This is a genomic window from Vibrio aquaticus (genome assembly GCF_003970385.1).
Taxonomy (GTDB): domain Bacteria; phylum Pseudomonadota; class Gammaproteobacteria; order Enterobacterales; family Vibrionaceae; genus Vibrio; species Vibrio aquaticus.
Map to the genome: position 1 here is coordinate 37,215 of NZ_RXZH01000002.1, position 20,232 is coordinate 57,446.

At 44.9% G+C, this 20,232-nt stretch carries 20 protein-coding genes; 15 read left to right on the top strand and 5 right to left on the bottom strand.

Going from position 1 to position 20,232, the window contains the following annotated elements; translation table 11 throughout:
* Window positions 1–63 precede the first annotated feature (63 nt).
* The 10 genes from ccmA (at window position 64) to EJ063_RS06185 (ending at window position 7,931) form a co-directional block, all read left to right on the top strand.
* Window positions 64–684, top strand: coding sequence for a cytochrome c biogenesis heme-transporting ATPase CcmA (gene ccmA, locus EJ063_RS06140; RefSeq protein ID WP_126573154.1), 621 nt, complete (start codon window positions 64–66; stop codon window positions 682–684).
* A 2-nt stretch (window positions 685–686) separates the two neighbouring features.
* On the top strand, window positions 687–1,355 hold the full coding sequence (ccmB, locus tag EJ063_RS06145; protein WP_126573155.1) for a heme exporter protein CcmB: 669 nt from the start codon (window positions 687–689) through the stop codon (window positions 1,353–1,355).
* 102 nt (window positions 1,356–1,457) lie between these two features.
* Window positions 1,458–2,210, top strand: coding sequence for a heme ABC transporter permease (locus tag EJ063_RS06150; RefSeq protein ID WP_126573156.1), 753 nt, complete (start codon window positions 1,458–1,460; stop codon window positions 2,208–2,210).
* A gap of 2 nt (window positions 2,211–2,212) precedes the next feature.
* A complete protein-coding gene (gene ccmD, locus EJ063_RS06155; protein WP_126573157.1) occupies window positions 2,213–2,419 on the top strand; it encodes a heme exporter protein CcmD in 207 nt (68 codons plus the stop codon).
* The gene (gene ccmE, locus EJ063_RS06160) at window positions 2,416–2,901 is read left to right on the top strand and encodes a cytochrome c maturation protein CcmE (RefSeq protein ID WP_126573158.1); all 486 of its coding nucleotides are present in this window, start codon (window positions 2,416–2,418) and stop codon (window positions 2,899–2,901) included. Before ccmD ends, ccmE begins: the two co-directional genes overlap by 4 nt.
* Complete coding sequence (locus EJ063_RS06165) at window positions 2,898–4,856, top strand: heme lyase CcmF/NrfE family subunit (RefSeq protein WP_126573159.1); 1,959 nt, start codon at window positions 2,898–2,900, stop codon at window positions 4,854–4,856. Before ccmE ends, EJ063_RS06165 begins: the two co-directional genes overlap by 4 nt.
* A complete protein-coding gene (locus EJ063_RS06170) occupies window positions 4,856–5,410 on the top strand; it encodes a DsbE family thiol:disulfide interchange protein (RefSeq protein ID WP_126573160.1) in 555 nt (184 codons plus the stop codon). The genes EJ063_RS06165 and EJ063_RS06170 overlap by 1 nt, the downstream gene beginning before the upstream one ends.
* Window positions 5,407–5,889 carry a cytochrome c-type biogenesis protein gene (locus tag EJ063_RS06175; protein WP_126573161.1) on the top strand — a complete coding sequence of 161 codons (483 nt, stop codon included), beginning with the start codon at window positions 5,407–5,409 and terminating at the stop codon, window positions 5,887–5,889. Before EJ063_RS06170 ends, EJ063_RS06175 begins: the two co-directional genes overlap by 4 nt.
* Complete coding sequence (ccmI, locus tag EJ063_RS06180; protein ID WP_126573162.1) at window positions 5,889–7,106, top strand: c-type cytochrome biogenesis protein CcmI; 1,218 nt, start codon at window positions 5,889–5,891, stop codon at window positions 7,104–7,106. The genes EJ063_RS06175 and ccmI overlap by 1 nt, the downstream gene beginning before the upstream one ends.
* A 66-nt stretch (window positions 7,107–7,172) precedes the next feature.
* Window positions 7,173–7,931 (top strand): MlaA family lipoprotein, encoded by a 759-nt coding sequence (locus tag EJ063_RS06185; protein WP_126573163.1) that lies wholly within the window; start codon window positions 7,173–7,175, stop codon window positions 7,929–7,931.
* A gap of 73 nt (window positions 7,932–8,004) precedes the next feature.
* Here EJ063_RS06185 and EJ063_RS06190 read toward each other — a convergent pair whose 3' ends face one another.
* From EJ063_RS06190 to EJ063_RS06205, 4 genes are all read right to left on the bottom strand, one after another.
* Window positions 8,005–9,291: an outer membrane protein transport protein gene (locus EJ063_RS06190; RefSeq protein WP_126573164.1), complete on the bottom strand. Its 1,287-nt coding sequence runs from the start codon at window positions 9,289–9,291 to the stop codon at window positions 8,005–8,007.
* Window positions 9,292–9,609: 318 nt separating this feature from the next.
* Window positions 9,610–10,890, bottom strand: coding sequence for an outer membrane protein transport protein (locus tag EJ063_RS06195; RefSeq protein WP_126573165.1), 1,281 nt, complete (start codon window positions 10,888–10,890; stop codon window positions 9,610–9,612).
* Between the two features lie 265 nt (window positions 10,891–11,155).
* Window positions 11,156–11,884, bottom strand: a complete 729-nt coding sequence (locus EJ063_RS06200) for a DUF3379 domain-containing protein (protein WP_126573166.1) — start codon at window positions 11,882–11,884, stop codon at window positions 11,156–11,158.
* Entirely contained in the window at window positions 11,877–12,383 is a 507-nt protein-coding gene (locus tag EJ063_RS06205) for a sigma-70 family RNA polymerase sigma factor (protein ID WP_439333274.1), read from the bottom strand. The genes EJ063_RS06200 and EJ063_RS06205 overlap by 8 nt, the downstream gene beginning before the upstream one ends.
* Before the next feature lie 635 nt (window positions 12,384–13,018).
* Between EJ063_RS06205 and fadI the strand changes: the two genes are divergently transcribed.
* The 3 genes from fadI to EJ063_RS06220 all read left to right on the top strand — a co-directional run bounded on the left by fadI (window position 13,019) and on the right by EJ063_RS06220 (window position 17,094).
* Complete coding sequence (gene fadI, locus EJ063_RS06210) at window positions 13,019–14,326, top strand: acetyl-CoA C-acyltransferase FadI (RefSeq protein WP_126573168.1); 1,308 nt, start codon at window positions 13,019–13,021, stop codon at window positions 14,324–14,326.
* Window positions 14,326–16,449, top strand: coding sequence for a fatty acid oxidation complex subunit alpha FadJ (gene fadJ, locus EJ063_RS06215; RefSeq protein WP_126573169.1), 2,124 nt, complete (start codon window positions 14,326–14,328; stop codon window positions 16,447–16,449). The genes fadI and fadJ overlap by 1 nt, the downstream gene beginning before the upstream one ends.
* Window positions 16,450–16,545: 96 nt before the next feature.
* Entirely contained in the window at window positions 16,546–17,094 is a 549-nt protein-coding gene (locus tag EJ063_RS06220) for an NAD(P)H nitroreductase (protein ID WP_126573170.1), read from the top strand.
* 70 nt (window positions 17,095–17,164) lie between these two features.
* On the opposite strand, the gene EJ063_RS06225 is transcribed toward EJ063_RS06220, so the two are convergent.
* Window positions 17,165–18,040 (bottom strand): LysR family transcriptional regulator, encoded by an 876-nt coding sequence (locus EJ063_RS06225; protein WP_126573171.1) that lies wholly within the window; start codon window positions 18,038–18,040, stop codon window positions 17,165–17,167.
* A 247-nt stretch (window positions 18,041–18,287) separates the two neighbouring features.
* On the opposite strand from EJ063_RS06225, the gene EJ063_RS06230 reads away from it, so the two are divergent.
* Both EJ063_RS06230 and EJ063_RS06240 read left to right on the top strand, forming a co-directional pair.
* Window positions 18,288–19,388 carry a response regulator gene (locus EJ063_RS06230; RefSeq protein ID WP_126573172.1) on the top strand — a complete coding sequence of 367 codons (1,101 nt, stop codon included), beginning with the start codon at window positions 18,288–18,290 and terminating at the stop codon, window positions 19,386–19,388.
* Between the two features lie 311 nt (window positions 19,389–19,699).
* Window positions 19,700–20,092, top strand: coding sequence for a YbaN family protein (locus tag EJ063_RS06240; RefSeq protein WP_439333275.1), 393 nt, complete (start codon window positions 19,700–19,702; stop codon window positions 20,090–20,092).
* The last annotated feature ends 140 nt before the right edge of the window (window positions 20,093–20,232 follow it).

Sequence of the window (20,232 nt, forward strand, 5' to 3'; positions counted from 1 at the left end):
CCTGTGTTGAGACAGAATGGCTGTGGTAAGATACAGGCTCGAAATCTACCTAGTGATCTGCAAATGTTAGAAGTATCGCAACTGACAGCCATCCGAGATGAAAGAATTCTCTTTGAATCCCTCTCTTTTACTATCGACTCTGGCGAATTAGTCCAGATCGAAGGTCGCAATGGAACAGGTAAGACAACCTTATTACGTATTGTAACGGGATTGGGCGATCGCGATGCCGGAGAGATCAGTTGGTGTGGCGAAAATATCGAAACTAGCCGAGATCAATTTCATCAAGACTTATTGTTCTTAGGCCACCAAACCGGGGTGAAACGTGAGCTTACGGCTTATGAAAACCTTCGCTTCTACCTGAGTATCCACTCGCGCCAGACGTTTGATAAATCAACGATTTTTGAGGCTCTGACCAAAGTGGGCTTGGCGGGACGTGAGGATGTTCCTGTAGGTCAACTTTCAGCAGGTCAACAGCGCCGTGTGGCGTTAGCTCGCTTATGGCTGAGCGATCACAAACTCTGGATTCTGGATGAGCCCCTCACCGCGATTGATAAGCAAGGGGTGAAAGTTCTCGAATCGCTGTTTTTAAAGCATGCAGAGAGTGGCGGCATTGTCATGCTGACTACACACCAAGATATGTTTGCTGACAACCCAAAATTAAGAAAAATTAAGTTAGGTGAGTAATCATGCTTGGCACAATGAATAGCATTATTAGACGCGAGTTGCTGATCGCATTTCGTCGTCAAGCCGACATATTTAACCCACTGTGGTTTTTTATTATTGTCATTACTTTGTTTCCGTTGAGCATCGGCCCAGAGCCTAACCTGCTTGCTCGTATCGCAGCGGGGATTGTCTGGGTAGCCGCGCTGCTATCTGCGTTACTTTCGCTAGAACGTCTTTTCAGAGATGATTTTCAAGACGGCGCTTTGGAACAAATGATGCTGATGCCTGTCCCACTACCGATAGTGGTTATCTCTAAAGTGATTGCACATTGGTTGTTGACAGGGCTACCGCTGATTTTGATTAGCCCGCTGCTGTCTATTCTACTGTCACTTGATTTTAATACTTGGACGGCGGTGGTACTGACTCTCTTAGTCGGTACGCCCACTTTAAGTTTTATTGGTGCAATCGGTGTTGCATTAACTGTTGGTTTGCAAAAAGGAGGCGTGTTACTGAGCTTGCTCGTTCTGCCTCTTTATATTCCAATTTTGATTTTTGCGACATCGGCAATTGATGCGGCCTCGCTGGGTATGGCGTATAACGGTCAACTGGCGATTTTAGGTGCAATGTTTATGGGGGCAATGACCCTGACACCTATTGCAATCAGTGCAGCACTACGAGTAAGTGTGAATTAATTGAGTTTGATCAAGCACGAAATTTTCCCTTTATATAAATTACAAAACTAATAATTGTCTAACGATACAGTAGACAAACCTGAAGTAAGAGTGAGAACTACGATGTGGAAATGGCTCCATCCCTACGCCAAGCCTGAATCTGCTTACCAGCTGTCTGGTAAGCTCTTGCCATGGTTCTCTGTACTGGCGCTGCTATGTTTATCTATCGGCACCGTATGGGGTTTAGCTTTCGCACCTTCTGATTATCAGCAAGGCGACAGCTTTAGAATCATATACATTCACGTACCGTCTGCGATTTGGTCGATGGGTGTCTACATGTCGATGGCCATTGCGGCCTTTATCGGTATTGTGTGGCAGCTTCGATTGTCTGATATGGCGGCTGCTGCAATGGCGCCAATTGGCGCGGTTTATACGTTTATTGCGCTCCTTACCGGTGCGATTTGGGGTAAACCAATGTGGGGCACATGGTGGGTATGGGATGCACGTTTAACTTCTGAGCTTATCCTTCTTTTCCTTTACCTTGGTGTGATTGCGCTTTACCACGCATTTGATGACCAAAAAACCGCTTCTAAAGCAGCGGGCATTCTTGCGATTGTTGGTGTGGTTAACCTGCCAATTATTCACTTCTCGGTCGAATGGTGGAACACGCTTCACCAAGGCGCCACAATCACCAAATTTGAACAGCCATCGATTTCAAACGATATGCTATGGCCGTTACTGCTAAATATATTCGGTTTTGCTTTTTTCTTTGGCGCTGTGACTATGGTGCGTTTCCGAAACGAAATCATCAGTAAAGAGAGCCATCGCCCTTGGGTGATGAAGTTAGCAGAGCAAAAAGCTCAGAGAGGTAACTAACAATGCATTTTGAATCATTGAGTGATTTCTTTGCTATGGGTGGCTATGCAGGCTATGTCTGGGCAGCCTTTGGTATTACTTTTGGTGTTATGTTTGTTCTGCTGATTTTAAGTGTTCGTCGTGGCCGCACGCTGCTCAATGAAGTTCAAGCAAAAGTAGAAAGACAAGCCCGTATTGATGCAGCAAAAAATTTGGAGAATACACTATGAATCCAAGACGTAAAAAAAGGCTTGGCATTGTCTTAGCTATCTTCGTTGGTATCGCCAGCACCATTGGTTTGATGTTGTATGCATTGAATCAAAATATGGATCTGTTCTATACCCCAACCGAACTTGTCAACGGTAAGCCAGACGGGACTAAACCTCACGTTGGCCAACGTTTACGAATCGGTGGAATGGTGGTTGAAGGCTCGGTTAGGCGTGACGCTGAATCATTACGTGTTTCTTTTGACCTGCATGATGTTGGCCCGAAAGTGACCATCGTGTATGACGGTATTCTTCCTGATCTCTTCCGTGAAGGTCAGGGCATTGTTGCTCAGGGCGTACTGCTTGATGCAACAACGGTAGAAGCTTTTGAAGTGCTGGCTAAGCACGATGAAGAATACATGCCGGCAGAAATCGCAGAGGCAATGAAAAAGACCCATGAGCCTCTTCAATATACTGAACAACAAAAACAAGGAAGCGATCAATGATTGCTGAAATTGGTCACTTTGCACTGATTGTCTCATTAGCCTTTGCTGTGCTATTGAGCATCTTGCCTTTGGTCGGTGCATCGAAAAACAATACGCTCTTAATGAACACGGCAAGACCGTTGTCTTGGGGGATGTTCTTACTCCTTCTATTGTCTTTTTGTATTCTGCTTTGGGCATTTTACACTAATGACTTCACGCTCAATTATGTCGCGAGCAACTCAAATAGCCAATTACCTTGGTATTACCGATTAACAGCGGTCTGGGGTGCGCACGAAGGTTCATTGCAACTTTGGGTGTTGATCCAAGCTGCTTGGACGGTTGCTGTAGCTACGTTTAGTCGTGGTATGCCGCAAGAGTCAGTGGCACGTGTGTTGGCTGTAATGGGCATGATTACAGTGGGTTTCCTACTGTTCATTATCTTAACGTCTAACCCGTTCTTAAGAACGCTGCCTTTCTTCCCTGTTGATGGTCGTGACCTTAACCCGCTTCTTCAAGACCCGGGTCTAATCATTCACCCGCCAATGCTGTATATGGGTTATGTTGGTTTCTCTGTGGCGTTCTCATTTGCTATCGCTTCTTTGATGACAGGAAGACTCGATACGGCATGGGCTCGTTGGTCTCGTCCTTGGACAACAGCGGCATGGCTGTTCCTAACGCTGGGTATCGCACTAGGCTCTTGGTGGGCATACTACGAACTAGGCTGGGGTGGCTGGTGGTTCTGGGATCCAGTAGAAAATGCCTCCTTTATGCCTTGGCTAGCGGGTACGGCATTAATGCACTCTCTAGCGGTTACGGAAAAACGCGGCACCTTTAAAGCGTGGACAGTGTTACTCGCGATCTCGGCGTTTTCGTTGAGCTTGTTGGGTACGTTCCTAGTTCGTTCGGGTATCTTAGTATCGGTTCACGCCTTTGCGTCTGATCCGTCTCGCGGTATGTTCATCCTTGGCTTCTTAGTCTTTGTTATTGGCGGCTCATTACTACTGTTTGCTCTAAAAGGTGCATCGGTTCGAGTTCGTGGCAACTTCGACTTAGTCTCTCGCGAAAATGCACTACTAGCGAATAACGTGCTTCTGATTGCTGCGTTAGTGGTTGTGCTGGTTGGTACACTGCTACCATTGATTCACAAACAAATCGGCCTAGGCTCAGTATCGATTGGTGCGCCATTCTTCGATATGTTGTTTGCTTGGCTAATGATTCCATTCTCATTCCTATTGGGTATTGGTCCACTTATCCGTTGGAAGCGTGACAACCTATCAGGCTTAGTTAAGCCAATGCTGATTTCAGGTGTTGCGTCACTGGTTCTTGCCGCTGGCTTCGTACTATTACTGTCTGATCACTTCTTAGTGATGGCTTACATTGGCTGGGTAATGGCACTGTGGATCATCTTCCTGCATGGTTTCGAATTGCATGAACGTGCAACTCACCGTCATTCATTTATGGAAGGCGTGAGGAAGCTACAGCGCAGCCACTGGGCAATGATGATGGGTCATATCGGTCTTGCGGTAACGGTTATTGGTATCGCAATGGTACAGAACTACAGCATTGAGCGTGATGTACGTCTAGCACCAGGTGAACACTTTGAAATGCAAGGTTACGACTTTTACTTCGAAGGACTGCGTGATAAAGATGGCCCTAACTATGATGGCTACATTGCTGATTTCGAGATCACTCAAGACGGCAAATACATCAACACGCTACACGCAGAAAAACGTTTCTACACAACTGCTCGCTCAATGATGACTGAAGCGGCCATCGATCGTGGTATTACTCGCGACTTGTACATCGCGATGGGTGAACGCCTAGATGATGATAAATCATGGGCAGTACGTATTTACTACAAACCGTTCGTTCGTTGGATTTGGGCAGGTTCTCTATTGATGGCATTGGGTGGTGCAATTGCAATCAGCGATAAGCGTTACCGCTTTAGAAAAAGTGCTAAACAGCAGGAGGCATAATGAATAAGAAACTTCTATTTATTCCTTTGGTTGCGTTTCTAGGCTTGGTGGCAGTATTTGCCACCCAGCTAATCAAAAACCAACACGGTGATGATCCAACTAAGCTGGAGTCTGTGCTTGTCGGAAAAGAAGTACCTCAGTTCCGCCTAGAAGACTTGGCAGAGCCGGGTAAGCTGTATGATCAAGCGATATTCAAAGGCGAGCCACTGCTGCTCAATGTATGGGCGACGTGGTGTCCTACCTGTTATGCCGAGCACCAATACCTAAACGAGCTTGCTTCTCAGGGCGTTAAGATCATTGGTATGAACTACAAAGATGATCGAGAAAAAGCAGTAGGTTGGCTAAATGACCTAGGTAATCCATACCTGATCAGTCTTTTTGATGGCAATGGCATGCTAGGTTTGGATCTTGGTGTGTACGGTGCGCCAGAAACCTTCCTTATCGATGCAAATGGTGTGATTCGTTACCGTCATGTGGGTGATGTGAACACTCGCAATTGGAACGAAAAGCTAAAGCCTATGTATGAAGGTTTGATTGCGGAGGCGAAACAATGAAAAAGTGGATATTAGCGCTTGTGGCTTGTTTAACTTTTTCAATGACAGCTTTTGCCACGATTGAAATCTACGAGTTTGAAAACTTAGAGCAAGAGCAGCAGTTTAAAGACTTAGGCAATACGCTTCGCTGCCCTAAATGTCAAAACAACACGATTGCAGATTCCAATGCAGAGTTGGCGGTTGATTTACGCCACAAAGTGTATGAAATGACCAAAGAAGGCAAGTCGAAGCAAGAGATCATTGATTACATGATTGCACGCTATGGCAACTTCGTAACTTATAACCCACCATTTACAGTGGCAACCGCCATCTTATGGTTAGGCCCTATTGCTGTTGTTCTATTTGGTTTTGGTTTTATTGTCATCCGTAGCCGAAAGCCAAAAGTGGCGACAACACAAGAGAAAGAGCAGTGGGACGCTGATAAAGAAGCGCGATTAAAAGCGCTGCTTGATGAAAAGAATGATGGAGATAAGCAGTAATGACACTATTTTGGATAGCCTCAGTCATTCTTATTGCAATTAGTATTTTGCTTATTGCACTACCATTTATCAAAAAGAAGGCGAACAAAGACGCTCAACTGCGTGATGAGCTCAACAAGGCGCTTTATAAAGATCGTTTATCTGAGCTCGAAGAAGAAACCGATGAGGGTCTGGTAGAAAACCAGCAAGACTTAATCGATGACCTAAAACAGTCGCTGCTTGATGATATTCCTAAGGATGGCCAAAAGCAGAAAGAGACGACAACCTCGGCACTTGCTGTGATTGTTCCTTCAGCCATTTTAGTCATTGCACTTTCTTACGGTCTATACTTCAAGTTTGGTGCATCGGAAGATGTGCTAGCGTGGCAGGAAGTTAACGAAAATCTACCAGCACTGTCTAAAAAGCTAATGGCGCCAGAAGGCGTTGAGCTGAGTGAAGATGAGATGCAAGATCTAACGCTTGCACTACGTACTCGTTTACATTATCAACCGGATGATTCAACAGGCTGGTTGTTACTTGGTCGTATTGCGTTGGCAAACCGAGACGTTGATACTTCGATTGGCGCGATGAAAAAAGCGTATAAGCTCGAGTCAGACAACCCTGACGTGATGTTGGGCTATGCACAAGCGCTGATGCTGGCTGATGATGAAATGGACCAAGATAAAGCTCGTAGCTTACTTGGGAAACTGGTTCAGCAAGATTACGTTGATTTACGAGTATTCTCACTATTGGCATTTGATGCCTACGAGCGTAAAGATTATCCTGCAGCTGTTCGTTACTGGAGTATCATGCAGCAAATGATTGGTCCAAGTGACTCTCGTTATGAAATGTTGGCTCGCAGTATCGAAAATGCTCAAAAGCAGATGGGCCAACAAGTCGGTACAGGTCAATCTGTTTCAGTGACTGTGAATGTCAGCGAACAGGTACAAGCTGATCCAAACTCGGCGTTGATCGTTTCGGTTCATACGGCTGATGGCTCACCAATGCCAATTGCAGCGGCTCGATACCCATTGGGTACTTTCCCTAGAACGGTTGTTTTAGATGATGGCAACAGTATGCTGGCTGAACGTAAGCTGTCTTCTCTTGAATCTCTGATGGTTCGTGTTCGCATTGATAGTGACGGCAACGTCGCAACCAAAGACGGGGACTGGTTTGGCGAGAGCGAAGCCGTTAAAATGGGTCAACCTGTTGAAGTTATGATTAATAGTCAGTATTGATAGATACTGTTTATGGATCAACGAAGGCCGGTGGAGACACCGGCCTTTTTTATGGAAATAATAATAATGAAAGTCAATAAACCGCAGATTTGGTGGTTGCTCTGTTCAGTGCTAGTGATAAGTGGATGTGCCTCTGCCCCCGAAGAGCAGTCGGTGGTGGATGAGCCAGAGGTGTATGACCCATTTGAAGGTTTTAACCGCTCAATGTGGGCAATTAACTACGACTATCTTGACCCATACTTGGTTAAGCCAGTGTCGCTTGCCTATGTTGATTATGTACCTGTGCCTGTGCGTAATGGTATTAGCAACTTCCTGGGTAACCTTGATGAGCCATCAAGCATGGTGAACAACTTAGTGATGGGTAATGGTGAGAAAGCGCTTGATCACTTTAATCGCTTTTGGATTAACACCACATTAGGTTTGGGTGGTTTAATTGATGTCGCTTCTGCCGCTGGTATTACCGATCATGACGATAAAGCATTCAGTGATGCAGTTGGCCATTACGGTGTGGGTAATGGTCCGTATGTGATGGTTCCAGCCTATGGCCCGTGGACAGTGAGAGAAACAGCCGATGTGGTTGATGGCATGTATGTACCGCTGTCATTTTTAAACTTCTGGGCCGGTCTTGGTAAGTGGGCGCTTGAAGGCTTAGAGAGCCGCGCTGTATTAGCTCAGCAAGAGTCGTTACTAGAGGGCTCTCCAGATCCGTATGCACTAGTGCGTGATGTGTATATCCAGCGACAAGACTTTAAAGCTGAGATAGAAACAGACGACTACGATGAAGAGCAAGAAGCGTATTTGGATGAGTACTTAGAAGATTTCTAGAGCATTCTCGATTGATAAAACAAAGGCTTGGTAAATACCAAGCCTTTTTCATTTGTGATGCTAGAGAGTTCGATTAGAACGTGTAGTTCGCTTGAACACCGATTAGCCAAACACTTCCCGTTACCTCACCTGAAAAGTCACCACCAAAGTCTGCTGGATCTTGGAGAGCAGGTGTGCCGTTTACACGGCTTTCTGCCATTTTTGCATCTTTTGCGAAGATATAGGTAAAGCCAGCGTCAAAGCTCAGTTGCTCTGACCATTGGTAGCCAGCACCTAAACTTAGCCACAAACGGTCAGTCTCTGGGATAGTTGCAGTACGGTACTCTTCGCCAACCGCTGATTCATCATAAGCTAAGCCAGTGCGAAGGACTAGTTTAGAATCAACACGGTATGTGGCGCCGATTGCGTAACGCATATTATCTTCCCAGTATTCATCTTTGATGTGTGATGATGAACCATCAGGGAAGTCGGCTACGAGTTCTTTGAAACTGCTCCAATCTGTCCAGTTAATACTCGCATGCACAGCTACATTGTCTGTAAGTTGGTGGAAGCTAGCTAGCTCTGCAGTTGCAGGTAGGGCTAGTTTCATTGAGCCTGGTTTCTGTTGTCCGGTAGGAAGTCCGAATCCTGCCCCTTTAGCGAATCCCTCTAAAGTTAAGTCGACTTCAGACTTGTAGGTAAATCCAATTCGGTTAGTGTCGTTGATTTGCCACGCAGAACCAACTTGCCAAGCCCAGGCAGTGTCATCACCTTCCATATACTTCAACGTAGCACCACCAACGTTAGGTACATGGGGAGATATTTTTGCGCCAAAGCTGCCATCTGCCATTACATAGCGCACACCACCACCAACAGATACTGACTCTGTTACTTCGTAAGCTGCGTTTAAGTTGACTTCCATTGACATGACACTAGCTTCGTTGCCAAAGTTTGTTGCACCAAAATCATCACCCAAATTCGTTTCCATACCGTAATTAGTGCCAAGAGCAAAACCTAGAGCGAATTTGTCGTTGTACTTATGTGAAACGTAGAAGTTAGGGATAACTGCATCATGGGCAAAATCTTTAGAATTAGCTGGTAAATCACTACCCATGAAATTGCTTGTACCGTGAATATCAACATTAGGATCTACGTAGATAGCGCCTACTGAAACCTGTGTGCCTTCTAGGTAAGTCAGCATCGCAGGGTTACGCCACTGAGCGCCTGCATTGTCTGCCATTGCCGCTTCACCAGCGTACGCACGGCCAAGACCAGTTGCTGAGTATTCTGCTAGCTGGAAGCCAGCTGCGCTAACGGTTGTTGCTGAAGCCAGTAGGCCACCTGCCACTGCAAGTGAAAGGAGAGTCTTATTTATTTTCATTGTAATGTTCGCTGAGATTAATGGTAATCAGTCGGGCGATCATAGAGTTAGAGTTATTACTTTAAAAATTAAAAACACTGTATTGCTACTATTTGGAGCTTAATATGACATATTTGTGATTTTATAGGCATAAATGCTGCTTGTTAATGATATGTTTCTTTGTTTCAGCGAACAGCTGTAACGCATTAAAACGGTTTTCCTATACAGGTGTAAGCTTAAATTAGGAATGGGAAGAGGTATTTGGTTTAGATAGAGCAGGTTACAGGTAAGAAAAAGGGCCAGTAATACTGACCCTTAAGATAGTTGCGTTAGCTAAAACTAGAAGCTGCGGCTGTATTGTAGACCAACTAGGATAGCGTCTGCGTGAGTTGTACCTGAGATAGAAGATACAGTCGTTCCGCTTGTTTCAGTCGTCTCATTAACTTTAACGTCATCACCAAGTAGGTAAGTAAAGCCAAAGTCAACATTGGATGCGTCATCAATGTGGTATGTAAAGCCCGCAGAGAACCAGTTACGGTCTGAATCAGGCACTGAGATAGAAGTTACTTCATCTTGTGCACTGGTGTCGTGCATGTAACCTGCACGTAGAGTCCAGTCGCTGTTCATGTAGTATGTACCACCGATTGAGTAGTGCATACCGTCTTGCCATTTATATTCTTTTTCAGAGATAGGAGCATTTTCGAATGTAATTTTGTCAAACGTGCCCCAACCAATCCACTGAACAGAGTAATGAACTGCGAATTTTGTATCTTCGATGCGGTGGTAACCAGAGAACTCAGCCATATCTGGTAGAGGAAGTGTGATTTTTTGTCCTTTATCATCTTCTGCTTCGATGTCTGGGCTGTAGCGGTAAGATAAACCAAATCGGTTGTTTTCATCCAACTCGTAAACTGTACCAATGTTAAAGCCTACACCCCAACCATCAGCGCCATCGATGTTCATGATTTCTGAACCGTTAATTGCGCTAAGCAGACCTGTCGTTGGGTCTACTACAGGACCGGTATAAAGTTGATCACTGAAGGTACGTTGTAGTGTACCTTGGCCATAGATTAAGTCCAAGCCAGCACCAAAGCTCCATTGTTCGTTTACACGGTATGAACCAGCTAAACCAAGGTTCATACTCATGATTTCTGTTTTACCACCGTACTCTGAACCAACAAATGAGCTATCAAATTCAGTCTTTGTACCAAAGTTAGAATATGCGTTTACACCCCAAGCGAACTTCTCGTTTACTGGAACCACAAGGTGAATGTTTGGAACAAAAGAGGTGTCACCAGCATCATCATAGTTAGAGTCAACACCAGCAAAACTATTGTTTGGACTTGCGTACTTAGCATCTTTTACTTCAATCATAGAAGTAATTGATACTAGACCTAAAGATAACTCCATCTGATCAAATAGAGCCATTGCTGCTGGGTTACGAGCCATAACAGATGCGTTATCTGCGATTACTGCATCACCCGCGAAAGCACGGCCCAGACCAGTTGCTGATTGTGCGTTAAGTTGGAAGCCGGCTGCAAGAACAGGCTGAGAAGCGATTGTTGCGGTTGTAATGGTCACTGCTAATAGTGATTTTTTAAACAGACGCGTGTTATTCATTTTTGCTTTTTCCTTTTTGCTTCGCCTCTAGTGGGCGATATTTTTGAGCAAAAGCTCAGTGGTGGCTGATACTAGACTCAAGTATAAGATATAGAAATCCGACCATTGCCAATTTGGGCGATAAAATTACGGAAATGATGTCTATTTGGCAGGATTGTGCTGGAAAAAGCATCCTTTTAGAGTTAAGACTCTAACTTTATGCTAAAAAAATGGCTTGAGATAGAAACTCAAGCCATGAGGTAGATCACAAAGTGTTACTATTTTGTTAATTCATCGGTTTGATGATATTAGCCAGTTTATCGGCGATCTTAGCGACATCTTCACCTTCCTCACCAACGAGGATCAAACTGGTGTCTCCCATAGGCTCGATAATGCCTGACATGCCATCTTGGTTAAAGTCTGTCGCCTTTTCACTTGGTATACCGGTAAAGAACAAGGTAACTTTGCCTTTTTCCCCTTGGAACACCATATGCAAAGCGTTAGAACTGCCGAAGCCACAGTGATTCAAGTAATAGACGTGGTAGGGAAATGAGTGTGAAAACTCGTGAGCAAAAGGCGCCATCTTGGCATTGATCTGAGATGACTTAACCTGCTCATCTAAACCTTGTACGAACGGCTTCTCGTCAATCACATGCTTCATAGCGGTGTTCGCTAAGCTTGCTTGAGCGGGCGAGACCACTAAGTTACCCCAATTAAGCTGTCCGACCAATAAACCTGCAACAAATGCTACTGAAGCTGCCATGGCCATTGCCTTGCGGGCAAAATTAGGGCGAACAACGTTACTTTCAACACTGGAGGTTTGATTAAATAAGATTCGATCGGCGAGATCTTCTGGAACATCAACAGCCATTGCCTTAGCAATTTGTTTTTCTAATTCGAGGGCATCTTCAGCGAACTGACTATTTTTATCGCTGGTTTTAATGGCAGCGTTGATCTCTTCATCACGTTGCTTTGGGTCGGCCATAATGCGTCGACGAAACTCTAATTCATCCATTTTGCTTCCCCTTTGATGTTGTGTCGGAATCCAACATTTCTTTGAGTTGATTCCGCGCTCTAAATAGTCGAGTCATGACGGTATTTTTGTTTAAATCGAGGATCTCTCCGATCTCTTCTCCACTGAACCCCCCAACAACTTGCAGGAATAATGGCTCACGGTACTCATCCTCTAGTTTCATGATCTGTGCCTGAACCCATTCAGTCTGGTGGTGCGGATCATCAGACACTTTAGCATCGTTGCCGTGATCATCGATATCAACCAGATCAAACTGCTTGCGTTCAAACCTTCTTGCATTTTCACGTCTTAGAATTGTGATAAGCCAAGATTTCGCGGCTTTCTCATCCTGTAAGCTATCGAGAGACTTCCATGCACGCAGGCAGGTTTCCTGTACTAAATCTTCTGAAATCGTCGGGTCTTTACATAGCCAATAGGCGTAGCGGTAAAGGTCTCGATGATAAGCTCTTACAAGAGCTTCGTATTTTCTTTGTCTGTCCATATCCGAGTTGACCGGATCTTTGGACTTTTTCTTTCCAAAAAAATCGATGATTGACACATGAGCCTCCTTGGTTGCTCTGTGATTTTCTTATTTTAATCCGACATCAACAGCTAAGTGATTGAGTGGCCTTTATTCTTATTCGTTACGCGTAAACAAAGTTCAAAGTGCGATGGAGAACAGAAACAATCGTTTGCCTCGTTTTAACCACTGCGAGGTAAGCAATAAATCCACCTAAAATTGATCTACTTCAAAATCTGCTTCACTCTAGCGGTTATAGTAGCACCTGTCATCTAGTCGGTGTTTCACTGACAAGTTGAGCAAGATGACACTTCCTTTTGAAGGCTGACTTTACTTTCTCCTAATCAGGAAACTGATTATTTCAATTGGCGTAAGTTAATTGCTTTATATATTCCAACCACACAGTTCTGTGTGGTTTTTTTTTGCCTCGATGTCTTAGCATGATCTAATTGACACAATCTTAACTCTATTCGCATTCTGTACAGTATCATTGGTCGTACACTCTTTCATACTCGTGTAATCTGCCTGAAGTCACGTTTATTCAAACGAGCGTTTGATTGATTTAACACTCTCGTTACAATGTTTCTGGTCAGACCTCTAAAATCTAAGGAGCAACAATGAGCAAGCAGGAAGTGAAAACTCGCTCAGGAGAACGTGTCGCGATAGTCGCAGGTTTGCGAACGCCATTTGCACGTCAAAGCACAGAATTTAGCCAAGTACCCGCGATTGATCTAGGTAAAATGGTGGTGAGCGATATGCTTGCTCGCACAGACATTGATCCTAAGTTGATTGAACAAGTGGTATTTGGTCAAGTCGTTCAAATGCCAGAAGCACCAAATATTGCACGTGAAATCGTGCTTGGTACGGGCATGGACATTAATACAGACGCTTACAGTGTGACGCGTGCCTGTGCGACCAGCTTCCAATCCGCTGTCAATGTTGCGGAAAGCATTATGGCTGGCTCAATTGATGTCGGTATAGCAGGGGGAGCAGACTCTTCTTCCGTCTTGCCTATTGGGGTATCGAAAAAGCTTGCGGCTAACTTACTCGCGTTAAGCAAAACAAAGACGCTAAGCCAAAAACTCAATATCCTCAAAACTCTATCATTTAAAGACCTCATGCCTGTTCCACCTGCAGTGGCTGAATATTCAACAGGGTTGTCGATGGGCCAAACTGCGGAACAAATGGCAAAATCTCACGGTATCACTCGTCAAGAGCAAGATGCACTTGCTCACCGCTCACACACCCTGGCCGCTCAAGCTTGGAACGACGGTAAGATTGAAGGGGAGGTCATGACCGCATTCCCTGAACCGTATAAAAAGTGGATTTCAAAAGACAATAATATTCGTGAAGACTCAACCATTGAAGGCTACGCGAAACTGCGCCCTGCGTTTGATAGGCAGTATGGTAGCGTAACGGCTGCAAACAGTACGCCTTTAACCGATGGTGCTGCAGCGATTATGTTGATGCGTGAAGGCAAAGCCAAAGAACTTGGTTTAGATATTATGGGCTATATCCGCTCATACGCATTCTCTGCTATCGGTGTAGAGAAAGATATGTTGATGGGGCCGTCATACGCGACACCGATGGCATTAGATCGCGCTGGAATTTCACTAGGCGATCTAACACTTATCGATATGCACGAAGCGTTTGCTGCTCAGGCGCTGTCAAACGTCAAAATGTTTGCTAGCGACAAGTTTGCCCAAGAAAAGCTCGGTAGAGCAAAAGCGATCGGTGAGATCGATATGGACAGATTTAACGTGTTAGGCGGTTCTATCGCTTATGGTCACCCATTTGCCGCAACGGGTGCTCGCATGATCACGCAAACATTACGTGAACTGCAACGTCGTGGTGGTGGCTTAGCGTTGAATACAGCATGTGCCGCAGGTGGTTTAGGCGCAGCGATGGTACTGGAGGTAGAGTAATGAGCGAACAAACAGCATTTAATTTAACTATTGATGAACAAAGTATCGCTTGGTTATCTATCGATGTTCCAGGCGAGAAAATGAATACCTTACAAGCGGCGTTTGCAGAAGAAATGGAAGCGATCTTCGGGCAACTTACAGAAAAGAAAGCCGAAATAAAGGGTTTGATCGTTCACTCTTTAAAACCTGATAACTTTATTGCCGGTGCCGATGTACGCATGCTTGATGCCTGTACCAGTGCACAAGAAGCACAAGCGTTGGCAGAGAAAGGTCAACAGATGTTTAAGCAGCTTGAAGACCTACCGTATCCGGTTGTGGCTGCGATTCATGGCCCGTGTTTAGGGGGCGGTTTAGAGCTTGCTCTTGCTTGTGATTACCGAGTATGTACCGATTCCGATAAAACCCGTTTAGGTTTACCTGAAGTTCAACTTGGACTGCTGCCAGGCTCTGGCGGTACACAACGTTTGCCTCGCCTTGTTGGCTTATTACCATCATTGGATCTTATTCTTACGGGTAAACAGCTGCGAGCGAAAAAGGCGAAAAAGCTGGGTGTCGCTGATGCCGTGGTACCAGAGACGGTACTACTGGACGTAGCGAAGAGTTTTGTCGAAAAGAATCAAGGCAAGAAAAAGAAAGCTCGTAAAGCATCAACAAAAGAGAAGTTAATATCGAAAACTGGCTTGGGTCGCAAGGTTATTTTTGAACAAGCGGCGAAAAAAACCAATGAGAAAACCCGTGGTAATTACCCTGCGGCAGATGCGATCTTAGATGTCATTCGTCACGGTCTAGAGAAAGGCTTCGACAGTGGTCTTAAGCGAGAAGCTGAGCGTTTTGGTGAGCTTGTGATGACTTCTGAGTCGAAAGCGTTACGTTCGATTTTCTTTGCGACGACCGAAATGAAAAAAGAGAATGGCACTGATGCTGATCCGAATCCAGTCGGTCGAGCGGCCGTATTAGGTGGCGGTCTAATGGGGGCGGGCATCAGCCATGTGAGTGTGGCAAAAGCCAAAGTGCCCGTTCGTATCAAAGATGTATCGAATGATGGCGTGCTGAATGCACTTAAGTACAACTATAAGTTGTTTGAGAAGCAGAGAAAGCGTCGCATCATTTCTAAAGCGGATCTTCAGAGCAAAATGCTTCAGCTATCTGGTGGTGTAGATTTTACTCAGTTTAATCACACGGATATCGTGATTGAAGCGGTGTTTGAAGATCTTAACTTAAAGCAGCAGATGGTGGCTGATATCGAGGCGAATGCGAAAGAAAGCACCATTTTCGCAACCAATACCTCCTCATTGCCGATTCATCAAATTGCGGAAAAGGCTGAGCGCCCTGAAAATGTTGTTGGCCTGCATTACTTCAGCCCGGTTGAAAAAATGCCGTTAGTTGAGGTTATCCCTCATGAAACAACGTCAGATGAAACCATTTCGACAGTAGTTGAGTTCGCTCGTAAGCAAGGTAAAACGCCAATCGTGGTAAAAGATTGTGCGGGTTTCTATGTTAACCGCATTCTTGCACCATACATGAATGAAGCGGCGCAAGTTCTGTTGGCAAACGAGCCGATTGAGCAACTCGATACCGCACTCCTTAATTTTGGTTTCCCTGTTGGCCCAATCACCTTATTGGATGAAGTGGGTGTTGATATTGGCGCTAAAATCATGCCAATTCTGGTTGCCGAGCTTGGTGGCCGATTCCAAGGGCCGGACGTATTCGACAAGTTGTTGAATGATGGTCGTAAAGGTCGCAAGAGCGGTAAAGGCTTCTATACCTACAAAGGTAAGAAGAAAGAGGTCGACAAGTCAGTGTACAAACTGCTTGGCTTGAATCCAGAGTCGAAACTGTCAGAGAAAGACCTTGCGATGCGCTGTGTATTGCCAATGTTGAATGAAGCGGTTCGATGCTTGGATGAAGGCATTATTCGTAGCCCAAGAGATGGCGATATTGGCGCAATCTTTGGTATTGGCTTCCCACCTTTCCTTGGTGGTCCATTCCGTTACATGGATCAAATCGGAATAAAGAAACTGGTTGAGATCATGAACGATCATGCGCAGAAGTATGGAGATCGTTTTGCCCCGTGTGATGGACTGCTGACTCGAGCCGGTCTGGACGCTAAGTTCTATGACTAATTAGAATTTATCCCATAGGCGAACCGAGAGGTTCGCCTTTTTTGTGCCTGAGAGTTATCATCAACAAGACAATAAAAAAATGAGAAAGGACTTTAAATGGATGCGTTAGATTTGTTGCTCAACCGCCGCTCAATTGCGAAGCTGTCTGATCCGGCTCCTGAAGGGAAAGCCCTAGAAAACATCATTCGAGCTGGGCTTCGAGCACCTGACCACGCAGGATTGACTCCGTGGCGCTTTGTGATTGCTCAAGGTGAAGGGCTCAGTAAATTATCAGAGATTCTTGTTAGAGCCGCTCAAGCAGAGAACAGTGAACAAGCGGTACTAGATAAAGTAAAAAATGCGCCATTTCGCGCGCCAATGGTGATCACTGTGATTGCCAAAGTAACAGAGCATGAGAAAGTGCCCTATTTGGAGCAACACTTGTCGGCGGGCTGTGCTGTTCAAGCTATGCAGATGGCAGCGGTAGCACAGGGGTTCCAAGGCTTTTGGCGTTCAGGTAAGTGGATGTTCCACCCTGAAGTCCATCAAGCGTTTGGTCTGGAAGAGGGCGATGAAATTGTCGGCTTCCTTTATTTAGGGACTCCGGGATGTACGCCGATGAAAGTGCCAGAGCGTGATTTAAGTAAGTTCGTTGAATACCTTTAATCGGTAAATTGTTTTGTTTAGGTAACAAAAAGAGCTTGGCAAAAACCAAGCTCTTTTGTCATCTCTGGACTTAGTGAATGTGGTAAGCAATCACGAAATCGATGAACAAACGGACTTTTTCTGGCAAGTGATCTTTATGGTTGTACAGCATATAGATATCACGAGGGTTGGCACTCCAGTTTTCGAGAACGCGTACCAAACTGCCATCATCAATATACTCTTTGATCATTACATCCGGCATGAGTGTAATGCCCAAGCCGTCAGAACAAGCACTGCGAACCACATTCAATGTATCGGCTTGGAAGCGGCCTTTGTCGTTGTTGATAGAAATCTCGCCACTGCCATTACTCAATTGCCATTTCAGCAGTGGGGCACCTTTTAACAGGGAATGCTGGTGCAGTTCCTCTGCATGCTTTGGCGCAGGGCTGTGTTTGAGGTACTCAGGGCTTGCAACCAAAATATCCTCGACAGAGCTGATCTTACGAGCAATTAAGCTTGAATCTCTTTGTGGACCCACGCGGAAGATGACATCCCATTCGGTAGGATCCAGTTGATCGGCTTGATTGCTAGTGGTCAGCTCAATGTTGATCTCTGGGTACTTGAGCATGAAGCCATTGAACATCGGCATCATCATTCGTTTAGTGAGGTTAGATGGAGCGATAATACGGATTTTGCCTGCCGCGCCTCGACACTCATCAGTGATCTCTTCCGCTGCTGACGTCAATCGGTTTAGCAATGGAGAACACTCGCTGAAGAAACGTTCTCCTGCTTCCGTCAGAGAAAGCTTGCGTGCATGGCGATTGAGCAGGCGTAGGTTGAGCGACTCTTCCAATGCTTGAATGCGTCGTGTAATTGTCGCAACAGGAATCATCGTTTTTCTGGAAGTTGCGGTGTAGCTTCCATTTTCTACAACAAGCCTAAATAGGTTTAGATCATCTAATTTCATTGTGTCGGACACACTTTTTTACGAATTTGGTTAATTTATATCTATATCAAATGTCAAAGCTTGAGTCACATCAACAAGTTTATCGATATTTGATATTCCATACATATAGTATGCAACAAGGATTCAAAGTGGAAGATTTGTATAAATCGACGTTCAAGACTACTTTTTAAGGAGTGTTTGAAATTACCAATAACAATAACAATAAAATGTGAGTATTACTCCTAATAGTTGTGTGAGGCGCAGGTGTATGCATAAAACAATTGAAGTTGGAACCAGTGCGGCTATGCCTGTCGCCCCGGCTGAAAAACTGATCATGTTAGTAGATGACGATCCGATCTTTCGCCATATCACGTCCGAGTTTTTAAAGGTTCAAGGTTATCTTGTTGTTGAAGCTGAAGATGGCTTGGATGGCCTTAAAAAACTGCGTAGCTGTGAACCTGACCTTATACTGTGCGATCTGTCGATGCCTGTCCTAGATGGTATCGAGTTTGTCGAAGAAGTGAGCCTTGAATACCCTTCCATGCCATTGATTGTTGTGTCTGCAACGGATGAGATAGCCGATGTCGCCAAGGCGCTCCGTTTTGGCATTAAAGATTTTCTACCTAAACCTATTAGCAACCATGAACACTTAGCCAACGCGATAGAAAATACGCTGTATGATTCGGACAACCACCTGAGTGACCAGCGTGATTTTTCTAGCCAATGGTTTCGAATTGATAGCGGTGATGTGCCAGAAGAGCAAGAACTTCACTGGCATCTTGAGTACTTAGAAGAGAATCCGAGTGCGGCGAAAGACTTGCTACACGCGCTGTTACCAGACAAGGATACTTCTCAGGGAGATTGGAAGGTCGGTTATCGCTTACTTCAATCGACTGATGTCATGCCTTTGGTGTTTGATTATGCTTGGTTGATGAATGGGCAATTTGCTTTCTATCTTGTGGATTCTGCAAGCGAAGGCCAGCATGGCGCAGCGACGACCTTATTAGTCCGAGCACTCTTTCACGATTACCTACGAAATTTAAAATGTTTTAACGCTGATCTAAAAGATATTGCGACTTTGGTTGAGAAGGGAATCAAATGCTCGGAGTGCAGTACGCCAGTTAAAGCTTTGTTTGGTATCGCTGATCTGGCGACAGGGACACTTTCTGTTCTTCCTGCAGGCTTAGATGCTCAATGGTCAAATGGTTATATCTCTCAGCATATTTCGGCAGGTGTGAACCTAGGAGAAAACTGCGTTAAGAACTTTATTACAACCGATTTACACATTCAGTCCGCTTGCCAAATCTCCTTAAGCCGCTTGGGATCGAGCAGTTTTAGCTTAGATATTTATCGAGGTGCCAACGCTTAGTCGCATCATTAACAGTTTTGTAATAACCCTTTTTTTGTTCGGTGTTTGTCCTGCGACGATTAGGGTATAGTCCGCCATAAACAAAAATAGCCCAACTTATTAACATTTGATTAATTGTTGATTGGGCAAGTCACTTTCAATATTAGAGAAGCAAGCTCATGGCAGACAAAGACTTTAAAGAACCTTATAATATCTTTTACTTTTTAGGGTTTATTGCTGTACTCCTTATTCCCACGTTACCAGCAACGCTGACTTGGATTCGAGTACTGAACGGATACGCGGGCTTCTAAATTCCGCTCACGGAGCATGCCATCATTATTCGCAGACTTTTTCTCAATGCTGTTGGTATGCTTAGCCTTATTCTAGGCATTATTGGTATCTTCCTCCCTCTTTTACCGACGACTCCTTTCATCTTGCTGTCGAGTGCATGCTTCATGCGCAGCAGCCCTCGATTCCATCGTTGGTTACATCAGCATCCTACATTCGGTCCTATACTGGATAACTGGCAGCAAAATCGTGCAGTAACATCGACAGTTAAAACACGTGGCTCCCTTTGGATTATTGCGAGCTTTACGTTCTCGATTTGGTTCGTCCCTCACTTTTGGTTAAAGATTATGCTAGTGGTTATGCTGGTGGTGTTACTGAGTTGGTTTATTCGCCTACCTGTGACTGAGTACCTTGCCGATAGCAAAGAAAATCACTAAGATTGCTAAGAAGTGTGCCCACATTTTTTAGTGGGCGTTTGTTTTTATAGGCACAACGAACCACGGAAGCAGTTTCAGTTTCTTCATTGGTTAGATTGTGCTGAGAACCATGCTAATCGTGGCGTAACATTAGCTACCCA

Bases quoted from the DNA above. Each gene is read 5' to 3' on its own strand.
- ccmA (WP_126573154.1), top strand. From the start codon at position 64: ATGTTAGAAGTATCGCAACTGACAGCCATCCGAGATGAAAGAATTCTC.
- ccmB (WP_126573155.1), top strand. From the start codon at position 687: ATGCTTGGCACAATGAATAGCATTATTAGACGCGAGTTGCTGATCGCA.
- EJ063_RS06150 (WP_126573156.1), top strand. From the start codon at position 1,458: ATGTGGAAATGGCTCCATCCCTACGCCAAGCCTGAATCTGCTTACCAG.
- ccmD (WP_126573157.1), top strand. From the start codon at position 2,213: ATGCATTTTGAATCATTGAGTGATTTCTTTGCTATGGGTGGCTATGCA.
- ccmE (WP_126573158.1), top strand. From the start codon at position 2,416: ATGAATCCAAGACGTAAAAAAAGGCTTGGCATTGTCTTAGCTATCTTC.
- EJ063_RS06165 (WP_126573159.1), top strand. From the start codon at position 2,898: ATGATTGCTGAAATTGGTCACTTTGCACTGATTGTCTCATTAGCCTTT.
- EJ063_RS06170 (WP_126573160.1), top strand. From the start codon at position 4,856: ATGAATAAGAAACTTCTATTTATTCCTTTGGTTGCGTTTCTAGGCTTG.
- EJ063_RS06175 (WP_126573161.1), top strand. From the start codon at position 5,407: ATGAAAAAGTGGATATTAGCGCTTGTGGCTTGTTTAACTTTTTCAATG.
- ccmI (WP_126573162.1), top strand. From the start codon at position 5,889: ATGACACTATTTTGGATAGCCTCAGTCATTCTTATTGCAATTAGTATT.
- EJ063_RS06185 (WP_126573163.1), top strand. From the start codon at position 7,173: ATGAAAGTCAATAAACCGCAGATTTGGTGGTTGCTCTGTTCAGTGCTA.
- EJ063_RS06190 (WP_126573164.1), bottom strand. From the start codon at position 9,291: ATGAAAATAAATAAGACTCTCCTTTCACTTGCAGTGGCAGGTGGCCTA.
- EJ063_RS06195 (WP_126573165.1), bottom strand. From the start codon at position 10,890: ATGAATAACACGCGTCTGTTTAAAAAATCACTATTAGCAGTGACCATT.
- EJ063_RS06200 (WP_126573166.1), bottom strand. From the start codon at position 11,884: ATGGATGAATTAGAGTTTCGTCGACGCATTATGGCCGACCCAAAGCAA.
- EJ063_RS06205 (WP_439333274.1), bottom strand. From the start codon at position 12,383: ATGGACAGACAAAGAAAATACGAAGCTCTTGTAAGAGCTTATCATCGA.
- fadI (WP_126573168.1), top strand. From the start codon at position 13,019: ATGAGCAAGCAGGAAGTGAAAACTCGCTCAGGAGAACGTGTCGCGATA.
- fadJ (WP_126573169.1), top strand. From the start codon at position 14,326: ATGAGCGAACAAACAGCATTTAATTTAACTATTGATGAACAAAGTATC.
- EJ063_RS06220 (WP_126573170.1), top strand. From the start codon at position 16,546: ATGGATGCGTTAGATTTGTTGCTCAACCGCCGCTCAATTGCGAAGCTG.
- EJ063_RS06225 (WP_126573171.1), bottom strand. From the start codon at position 18,040: ATGAAATTAGATGATCTAAACCTATTTAGGCTTGTTGTAGAAAATGGA.
- EJ063_RS06230 (WP_126573172.1), top strand. From the start codon at position 18,288: ATGCATAAAACAATTGAAGTTGGAACCAGTGCGGCTATGCCTGTCGCC.